Below are 9,068 nucleotides of genomic sequence, written 5' to 3'. Positions count from 1 at the left end.
CTGTCGCCAAGGACGGCGCGCAGAAGCCATCCGACGGCAGCCAGTCCCAGCCGATCCCGGCACAGCTTCCCAAGAGCACCAAAGCTCCCACCCCGCCGGAAGAGGACGTCGTCTCCGTCCTCCGTGGTCCGGCCAAGGCCATTGCGTCCAACATGGTCATGAGCCTTGAGGTTCCTACCGCCACGAGCGTCAGGGCCGTTCCTGCCAAACTCCTGATCGACAACCGCGTTGTCATCAATTCCAACCTTGCCCGTGCCCGTGGCGGCAAGGTTTCCTTCACCCACCTCATCGGCTACGCAGTGGTCCGCGCACTGTCCCAGTTCCCGTCGATGAACGTGTACTACGACGAAGTGGATGGCAAGCCCGTTGCCGTGCAGCCCGCGCACGTCAACTTCGGCATCGCCATTGACATGCCCAAGCCCGATGGCACGCGCCTCCTGATGGTTCCCAACATCAAGAAGGCCGAAACGATGAACTTCGCGGAGTTCTGGCACACCTACGAAGACCTCATCAAGCGCGCGCGCAACGGCAAGCTCACGGCGGACGACCACGCCGGCACCACCGTGTCCCTGACAAACCCGGGCGGCATCGGCACCGTGCACTCCGTGCCCCGGCTCTCGAAGGGCCAGGCCGCCATCATCGGCGTCGGAGCCCTCGACTACCCGGCCGAGTGGCAAGGCGCGAGCGAGAAGATCATCGCCCAGAACGCCATCAGCAAGATCCTCACGCTGACGTCCACGTACGACCACCGCGTCATCCAGGGTGCCGGAAGCGGCGAGTTCCTCAAGCTCGTCCACCAGCTCCTCCTCGGTGCCCAGAACTTCTACGACGAGATCTTCGAAGCGCTGCGCATTCCCTACGAGCCCGTCCGTTGGAGCCCCGACCTCCAGGTCGACCCCGCTGACGAAATCAACAAGGTTGCCCGGATCCAGCAGTTGATCCACTCCTACCGGGTCCGCGGCCACCTCATGGCAGATACGAACCCCCTCGAATACGTCCAGCGCAAGCACCCGGACCTCGACGTGCTGACCTATGGCCTCACCCTGTGGGACCTGGACCGCGAGTGGCCCACCGGCGGATTCGGCGGCAAGCCGATGCTCAAGTTCCGCGACATCCTGGGCGTCCTCCGCGACGCTTACTGCCGCACCACGGGCATTGAGTACATGCACATCCAGGAACCCGAAGAACGCAAGTGGTTCCAGGACCAGGTGGAGCACCCGTACTCCAAGCCGAGCCGCGAAGAGCAACTGCGCATCGTATCCAAGCTCAACGCAGCAGAGGCCTTCGAAACCTTCCTGCAGACCAAGTTCGTGGGCCAGAAGCGATTCTCCCTCGAAGGCGGGGAATCCCTGATTCCGCTGCTGGACACCATCATTTCCGACGCCGCCGACGACGGACTCGACGAAGTCGCGATCGGCATGGCCCACCGTGGCCGCCTCAACGTGCTCACCAACATCGCGGGCAAGACGTACGCCCAGGTGTTCCGCGAGTTCGAAGGCACCCAGGACCCCCGCTCGGTGCAGGGCTCGGGCGACGTCAAGTACCACCTCGGCACCGAGGGCACGTTCACGTCGGACAACGGCAATGAGACCAAGGTCTACCTCGCCGCCAACCCGTCCCACCTCGAAGCGGTTGACTCCGTGCTTGAAGGCATTGTCCGGGCCAAGCAGGACCGGCTGGACCAGGGCGAGGCGTTCCCCGTGCTGCCCATCATGGTCCACGGCGACGCCGCGTTTGCCGGCCAGGGCGTTGTGGCGGAAACGCTCAACTTGTCCCAGCTGCGCGGTTACCGCACCGGTGGAACCATCCACATCATCGTGAACAACCAGGTCGGCTTCACCACCGCACCGTCGTCGTCGCGCTCTTCGACGTACTCCACCGACGTGGCCAAGATGATCCAGGCTCCGGTCTTCCATGTGAACGGCGACGACCCCGAGGCCGTGGTGCGCATCGCGCAGTTGGCCTACGAGTTCCGCCAGCGCTTCCACAAGGACGTCATTGTGGACATGGTGTGCTACCGCCGCCGTGGACACAACGAGGGCGACGACCCCTCGATGACGCAGCCGCTCATGTACAACCTCATCGAAGCCAAGCGCTCCGTCCGCAAGCTCTACACGGAATCCCTCATCGGCCGTGGCGACATCACCGAGGACGAAGCCGAACAGTTGCTGCGCGACTACCAGGAACGCCTCGAACGCGTCTTCGCGGAGACCCACGCCGCACAGACTTCGCCTATCCCGATCATCACGGCGGATTCCGCCGCGGTGTCGGACATCGAGCGTCCCATCGCCCAGCAGGCGGACTTCGGCACCAACGCGCCGGCCACCACCGCCATTTCAGCCGAAATGCTGCAGCGGATCGGCCAGGCGCACCTCGATATTCCGGAAGGCTTCACGGTCCACTCCAAGCTCAAGCAGCTCTTGGAGAAGCGTGAGCAGATGTCCCGCGAAGGCGGCATCGACTGGGGCTTCGGCGAGATCGCGGCCTTTGGTTCGCTTGTCATGGAGGGCGTCCCCGTCCGCCTCGCCGGCCAGGACTCCCGCCGCGGCACGTTCGTTCAGCGTCACGCCGTGTTCCACGACCGCGCCAACGGCAGCGAATGGATGCCGCTGGGCAACCTGAGCGGGGATCAGGCCAAGCTGTGGATCTACGACTCCTTGTTGTCCGAATACGCGGCCATGGGCTTCGAGTACGGCTACTCCGTGGAACGCCCGGACGCCTTGGTGCTCTGGGAGGCCCAGTTCGGTGACTTCGTCAACGGTGCACAGACCATCATCGACGAATTCATCTCCTCGGCCGAGCAAAAGTGGGGCCAGCGTTCCTCGCTCGTGCTCATGCTGCCCCACGGGTACGAAGGCCAGGGACCGGACCACTCGTCCGCACGCATCGAGCGCTTCCTGCAGCTTTGTGCCGAGGACAACATGATCGTGGCGAACCCCACCACGGCCGCCTCGCACTTCCACTTGTTGCGCCGGCAGGCTTACAGCCGTCCGCGCAAGCCGCTTATCATCTTCACCCCGAAGCAGCTTTTGCGCCTCAAGGGTGCGGCTTCAGCGGTGGAGGACTTCACCACGGGCGGCTTCAAGCCGGTCATCGGCGAACACGAGCCCCTTCAGGCACAGAGCGTTGACCGCGTGATCCTGGTTTCCGGCCGCCTGTACTACGATCTTCTGGCGAACCGGCAGAAGACCGGCGACACGTCGACTGCGATCATCCGCCTGGAGCAGCTGTACCCGCTGCCCCAGGCCCAGCTCGAGGCGGAACTGGCCAAGTACCCGAACGCCGACATCGTCTGGGCGCAGGACGAACCCGCCAACCAGGGTCCGTGGCCGTTCATCGGCTTGAACCTGCCGCAGGCACTGGACCGCAAGGTCCGGCTCGTTTCGCGTCCGGCATCGGCCTCTACGGCAGCCGGTTCGATGAAGCGCCACAGCGCTGAACAGGCCACGTTGCTCAAGCAGGCATTCGAACGCAAGTAACCCTCAAAAGAGAAGGCCGCCCGGCTGGAGGTTCAATACCCGCTTCCAGCCGGGCGGTTCTGTTTAATGGAACAAGTGCCCGGTGATCCAGCCGCCCGGCCGGGCACAGTGCAAGGACCGCAACGTTTGGTGAAGAGGTAACCGTGGAAGACAGGAAGCTGCGCATCGCAGCTGTTGGTGATGAACTACTCGCCGGGCTCGGTGACCCCAGGGCCTTGGGCTGGCTCGGAAGGGTTCTTGCGCGGACTCCCCAGGACTCCGTTCCCGTGGAGAGCTACTCGCTTCCCTGCCCCATGGAGGGCACGGAGGGCCTTGCGGCGCGCTGGCTCGACGAAGCCGGGAGACGCTTCAGCAACGTCCACGAAAACCGCCTCGTAATCGGTTTGTCCGGCCGCGACATCGAATTCGGTGTCTCCACGGCACGCAGCCGCCTCAATCTTGCCAATATCCTCGACGGGGCGTCCCAAAGCAACATCGAAGTATTCGTCGTCGGTCCACCACCCACGCTGGACCCGGCCAAGAACCGCCGGATCGCGGAACTCAATGCCGCATTTGCGGACGTCACCACCCGCCGCAACCACCACTACGTCGACACGTTCTCGCCGTTACTCAACCACGAACAGTGGCGCACCGACCTCGCTGCGAATGGCGGCACCCCGGGCCAAGCGGGCTACGGGCTCATGGCCTGGCTCGTGTTGCACCGCGGCTGGTTCCAGTGGTTGAGGATCGCCCAGCCGGAATAGCCAGGGCCCGAGGCACCCTTCCCGCAGTCAGGACCCATTGCCAAGCGCGATATCGCGATATATCGTGAATTCATCAACGCGATATATCGCGACAATGGTAGCGCAGCAATGGAGGGGCCATGTCAGAAGAGAACTGGACCGTTACCGGTCCGCAGACCATCGACGTCGACGGCGTCCGCTCACTCAAGCTGGGGATCGTCAAGGGTCGCTTCGACGTCGTCACGCACGACGAGGCGATCACCAGGATCGAAGTCTCGGAGATCGACGGCGATCCGCTGAGCGTCAGCCTCATTGACGGCCGGCTCGAGGTCCGCCACCAGTTGCACGGCCCCCAGGGCTGGTTCCGCAACCTGATGGGGACCGTCAACAACACCAGCACCAACACGATCGTCATTAGCATCGCACTGCCAGCCGGCGTCGACGTCGAAGCAGGAACCGTGGGCGGCGACGGCATGGTGTCGGGAGTCACCGGCCATATCCGCCTCAACACAGTGTCCGGGTCAGTCCTCGCGGACGGCACGCGGGGCGAGCTTCACGTCAACACCGTGAGCGGCGAAGTCATCGCCCGAAACCACGACGGCGTCATGACCGCCAAGAGCGTCTCGGGCGAAGTCACGGCTTCGGGCCGTTTCAAGAACATCCGGGCCAATACTGTCAGCGGCGACCTCAGCTTCGACCTTCACGGCTACACCCAGGATTTCGGAGCCAACTCCATTTCAGGGGACCTCACTGTCCGCCTTCCGCATGACGTGGGCGTGGACATCGTGGCCAAGACGGCAAGTGGCACCGTGATGATCGATGACCAGCTCTATGCCCAGTCAGGTGGAAGGGTCCAGACCATCGTTGGCCCTGACGAGCGGCTCATGGTGGCACGCACCAATTCCGTGTCCGGAAAGACCTCCATCATCCATGGCAGTGCGCCAGCCCCCGGAACAACGCACTCAGCACCCGGAGAGGAGGAAGCCTGATGCCGCCCGTCTTTGCCCACGGAGCCCTCCGGCTTTACCTGCTGGCGCTCCTGGAATCAGGCCCCAAGCACGGCTACGAGCTCATCAAGGCCCTCGGCGAACGCTTCGGCGGGACCTACTCGCCCAGTGCCGGAACCATCTATCCGCGCCTTGGCAAACTCGAGGAAGAAGGACTCGTAGCCACCAGCAGCGACGGGCGCCGGACCAACTACTCCATCACCGCGGCCGGACTGGCCGAACTCAACAGCCGACGGCAGGAACTGGCCGACGTCGAGGACAACATCTCCGCCTCCGTGCGGCGCTTGGCCGACAATCTCCGAGACGACATCCGCAGCAACATGCGCGGCTTGCGTGCAGACCTGGCGGCGACTGCCGAAGCCGCGCGAGCCAATGCGAAGTCCGCGGACTTCCAGTCGTGGGCCGGAAGCTACTCTCCGGAGGGACACCGCATCCTGAAGGAAGCCGAAATGATGGTCCAGTCCTTCCGTGATGACATCCGGGTGGAGCTGCGACAGCACGCCGGCTCCAAGGCCCTGACTCCGGTCGCCCTTGAGACCGTGCGCACTGTCCTGGACCAGGCCAGGATCTCCATCCGGAATTCCCTGCGCGGCTGAGTCCCCCGATTCCCTCCGCGGTTGGCCGGCACGGTTCGCGGGGCGGCCCCGTGATGTGGGAGACTGGAGGGCAGCTTTATTGAGTATCAAGAATCTAAGGAGGCCAGCTATGAGCAAGCGTGCACGTAAGCGTCGTGACCGTAAGCGCGGCGGCGCAAACCACGGCAAGCGTCCCAACACCTAAGCCAGCGGCTTAGCGTAAGACTTAATGCGGAGGGCCCCGGAAACCATCAGGTTTCCGGGGCCCTTGCCGTTTGAGGCTGTTAGACGTCCACGGACTTCATAGCGTGGATCCTGTCCAGGATCGAGTTCTTGAGATTCTCAGGAGCCGCTTCCGTACAGGAGCGCTTGACCACGGTGCGAATGACGCACTCAAGGTCGTATTGCTCGGTGCACTCCGGGCAATCTTCCAGATGCACCTTGATCTCTGCGATGTCCTCGCGGGTCAACGCACCATCGAGGTACTCGTAGATACGCTGCATCCGAGCATCGTCGCAGTCGCCCAATCCTTGGCAGCTCATTTCCTTTTCTCCTGTTTTTTGCTTGTGGCCGCGCCCACGGCCAAGGCCTTTTCTTCCGCGCCGGCGCTGATTCCCCGTTCTGCGGCGTAGTCCGCCAGCAGATCGCGCAACATTTTCCTGCCGCGATGAAGCCGGGACATGACCGTGCCGATCGGGGTATTCATGATGTCTGATATTTCCTTGTAGGCGAAGCCTTCGACGTCAGCGAAGTACACCGCGAGCCGGAATTCCTCCGGAATGGACTGCAGGGCGCTCTTCACGTCCGAGTCCGGCAAATGGTCCAGTGCCTCCGCCTCCGCAGAACGCAGCCCCGCCGACGTATGGGACTCCGCCCGCGCCAGCTGCCAGTCTTCGATGGTGTCCGAATTCGACTGCAACGGTTCTCGCTGCCGCTTCCGGTAGAGGTTGATGTACGTATTGGTCAGGATGCGGTACAGCCACGCCTTGAGGTTGGTACCCGGCTTGTACTGGTGGAAGGCGGAGAAGGCCTTGGTGTAGGCCTCCTGGACCAGGTCCTCGGCGTCGGACGGATTCCTGGCCATGCGCATGGCGGCCGAATAAAGCTGGTCGACATACTGCATCGCGTCGCGTTCGAAGCGCGCCCTCCGTTGTTCGGGGGTCTCCGTTGCGAAGTCCACCGCAATCTCGACGTCGGACTCAACCGTCGCGTCGCCGTCGGACGTTGCGTCCGTGACTTCGGTCGCTGCCTTGTACATGGCCGCTGCGGCCGGATCCATGGTGCTCATTGCATCCAAGTCTACTGTCACCCTCCGGGAGTCCCCTGGCAGCTCCCGCCCAAGCGCCAAGTGTCCCTCGCGGTCCTTAACCAAGGCCAAAAAACCATCTCCACTCAAACGACATGACAAAGCGCGGCACCACACACACGCCACAATCCAAGGTCCAGCCCATACCGCACCTTCTTCTGACAACGGCAAGCTCCGGGCAAATATTCCGCAAAGATGCAAGACTAGATCCGACTGCACCCCGTGAACACCGCACCACTTGAACGCAGCACCACCTGAACACCGTGGCACGCCATCCAGGAGGCAAAACATGTCCCTCGTCCGTTTTCTCGCCAGGCCAATGTTGGCTTCCAGTTTTGTCGTCGCAGGGCTGGACAAGCTCAAGAACGCGGATGACACTGCCAAGCAGCTCTCTCCGCTGCTCCGCCGCGCTTCCGAGTCACTGCCTTTCCCGGCGGACGAGAAGACGCTGGCGAGGGTCATCGGCGGTGCGCAAGTGGGCGCCGGCGCCTTGCTGGCACTCGGCAAATGCTCCCGGTTCTCGGCAAGCGTGCTTGCCGGCATCTCGGTCCTGAACACTTTTGTCGAGTGGCGTTCTGCCGACATCAGCACCAAGGAAGGCCGGCTCGCCCGCCGCGCCCAGTTGCTCAAGAACATTTCGCTGACGGGTGGCGTTTTCCTCGCCGCCGTCGACACCGCGGGCAAACCAAGCCTCGCATGGCGTGCCGAACACCTCGCCATGGACGCCAAGAAGGCCACGGGCAAGCAGTTCAAGAAGACAGACCGTGCCGTCCGCAAGGCCGTAGACAACGCAGTTGGAGCATAAGGAAGCATGCCAGGATCCCCCGCCACGCAGACCGACGATTCAGGAAGCGCTACGGCGCCCGCACTCCCCCTGTGGCCGGCACCCTTCGCCAGCCACCCTGTGGATGCCACGGTCACGGTTCCCGGCTCGAAGTCGCTGACCAACCGTTATCTGGTCCTGGCGGCCTTGGCCAACGGCCCAAGCAGGCTGCGGGCACCCTTGCATTCGCGGGATTCCGCCTTGATGGTCGAGGCCTTGCGCCAGCTTGGCGCCACCATCACCGAAGTTCCCGGCGATGGACACTACGGCCCGGACCTTGAAGTCACCCCCATCGATCCCGCGGCCACGGCGTCGGAGACCGACATCGACTGTGGCCTGGCCGGCACGGTCATGCGCTTTGTGCCGCCGCTCGCGGCCCTCCGCAACGGCGCTTCGGTGTTCGACGGCGACCCCCACGCGCGGCTTCGTCCCATGGGCACCATCATCGAAGCCCTCCGGACACTCGGAGTGGAAGTCAGCGGCCTCGACGGGCATACAGCGAACTCCCTCCCGTTCAAGGTTTCCGGCACAGGCTCTGTCCGCGGCGGCCACTTGGTGATCGACGCAAGCGCTTCGTCGCAGTTCGTCTCCGCCCTGTTGCTGGTCGGCGCCCGGTTCGATGAGGCCTTCACCTCGAGCATGTCGGCAAGCCCGTGCCGAGCCTCGACCACATCAACATGACCGTCTCGGTCCTGCGCGGCGTCGGAGTGCAGGTGGATGACTCCGTGCCGAACCATTGGCGGGTCGCCCCCGGCACCATCCAGGCGTTCGACGAGAGGATCGAGCAGGACCTTTCCAACGCGGGTCCTTCCTCGCCGCGGCGTTGGCCACGAAGGGAACCATCCGCATCCCCAACTGGCCGGCCCACACCACGCAAGTCGGGGACCTTTGGCGGGACATCCTCGCCACCATGGGTGCAACCGTCACGCTGGACAACGGCACACTGACGGTCACCGGCGGACCGGAAATCCTGGGAGCGGACTTCGACGAAACCAGCGAACTCGCTCCTACCGTAGCGGCATTGTGTGCCCTGGCAACCGGTCCTTCCCGGCTCACCGGCATCGCGCATTTGCGGGGACACGAAACGGACAGGCTGGCCGCGCTGGTCGCCGAGATCAACCGGCTCGGCGGCGACGCCGAGGAAACCAGCGACGGC

Annotated in this window: 8 protein-coding genes and 1 pseudogene; 7 read left to right on the top strand and 2 right to left on the bottom strand. The window is 63.8% G+C overall.

All coding sequences use genetic code 11. The features are described 5' to 3' along the window. The 5 genes from AHiyo1_RS03155 to AHiyo1_RS28155 all read left to right on the top strand — a co-directional run. A partial coding sequence (locus AHiyo1_RS03155; RefSeq protein ID WP_059387598.1) for a multifunctional oxoglutarate decarboxylase/oxoglutarate dehydrogenase thiamine pyrophosphate-binding subunit/dihydrolipoyllysine-residue succinyltransferase subunit occupies positions 1–3,479 on the top strand: 3,479 nt, incomplete at its 5' end. Between the two features lie 143 nt (positions 3,480–3,622). Beyond that, positions 3,623–4,222, top strand: a complete 600-nt coding sequence (locus AHiyo1_RS03150) for a GDSL-type esterase/lipase family protein (protein ID WP_059387597.1) — start codon at positions 3,623–3,625, stop codon at positions 4,220–4,222. A gap of 119 nt (positions 4,223–4,341) precedes the next feature. After that, complete coding sequence (locus tag AHiyo1_RS03145) at positions 4,342–5,190, top strand: DUF4097 family beta strand repeat-containing protein (protein WP_059387596.1); 849 nt, start codon at positions 4,342–4,344, stop codon at positions 5,188–5,190. Then, entirely contained in the window at positions 5,190–5,804 is a 615-nt protein-coding gene (locus AHiyo1_RS03140) for a PadR family transcriptional regulator (protein ID WP_059387595.1), read from the top strand. Before AHiyo1_RS03145 ends, AHiyo1_RS03140 begins: the two co-directional genes overlap by 1 nt. Before the next feature lie 109 nt (positions 5,805–5,913). Next, entirely contained in the window at positions 5,914–5,988 is a 75-nt protein-coding gene (locus tag AHiyo1_RS28155; protein WP_369299106.1) for a 50S ribosomal protein bL37, read from the top strand. Between the two features lie 79 nt (positions 5,989–6,067). Here the strand turns inward: AHiyo1_RS28155 and rsrA are convergent, their stop codons facing one another. Then, positions 6,068–6,325, bottom strand: coding sequence for a mycothiol system anti-sigma-R factor (rsrA, locus tag AHiyo1_RS03135; RefSeq protein WP_028264789.1), 258 nt, complete (start codon positions 6,323–6,325; stop codon positions 6,068–6,070). Then, entirely contained in the window at positions 6,322–7,161 is an 840-nt protein-coding gene (locus tag AHiyo1_RS03130) for a sigma-70 family RNA polymerase sigma factor (RefSeq protein ID WP_059387594.1), read from the bottom strand. Before AHiyo1_RS03130 ends, rsrA begins: the two co-directional genes overlap by 4 nt. A 217-nt stretch (positions 7,162–7,378) precedes the next feature. Between AHiyo1_RS03130 and AHiyo1_RS03125 the strand changes: the two genes are divergently transcribed. Both AHiyo1_RS03125 and aroA read left to right on the top strand, forming a co-directional pair. After that, a complete protein-coding gene (locus AHiyo1_RS03125; protein WP_059387593.1) occupies positions 7,379–7,894 on the top strand; it encodes a DoxX family protein in 516 nt (171 codons plus the stop codon). A 6-nt stretch (positions 7,895–7,900) separates the two neighbouring features. Continuing rightward, a pseudogene (aroA, locus tag AHiyo1_RS03120) lies at positions 7,901–9,068 on the top strand (3-phosphoshikimate 1-carboxyvinyltransferase); the annotation flags it as partial.

Source organism: Arthrobacter sp. Hiyo1 (genome assembly GCF_001263615.2).
GTDB lineage: Bacteria > Actinomycetota > Actinomycetes > Actinomycetales > Micrococcaceae > Arthrobacter.
The sequence above is the reverse complement of the archived record's forward strand: the minus strand, read 5'-3'. Positions and strand labels throughout refer to the sequence as shown.

Coding starts and splice junctions, on each gene's coding strand:
- AHiyo1_RS03145 (WP_059387596.1), top strand. CDS start 4,342: ATGTCAGAAGAGAACTGGACCGTTACCGGTCCGCAGACCATCGACGTC.
- rsrA (WP_028264789.1), bottom strand. CDS start 6,325: ATGAGCTGCCAAGGATTGGGCGACTGCGACGATGCTCGGATGCAGCGT.
- AHiyo1_RS03125 (WP_059387593.1), top strand. CDS start 7,379: ATGTCCCTCGTCCGTTTTCTCGCCAGGCCAATGTTGGCTTCCAGTTTT.
- AHiyo1_RS03140 (WP_059387595.1), top strand. CDS start 5,190: ATGCCGCCCGTCTTTGCCCACGGAGCCCTCCGGCTTTACCTGCTGGCG.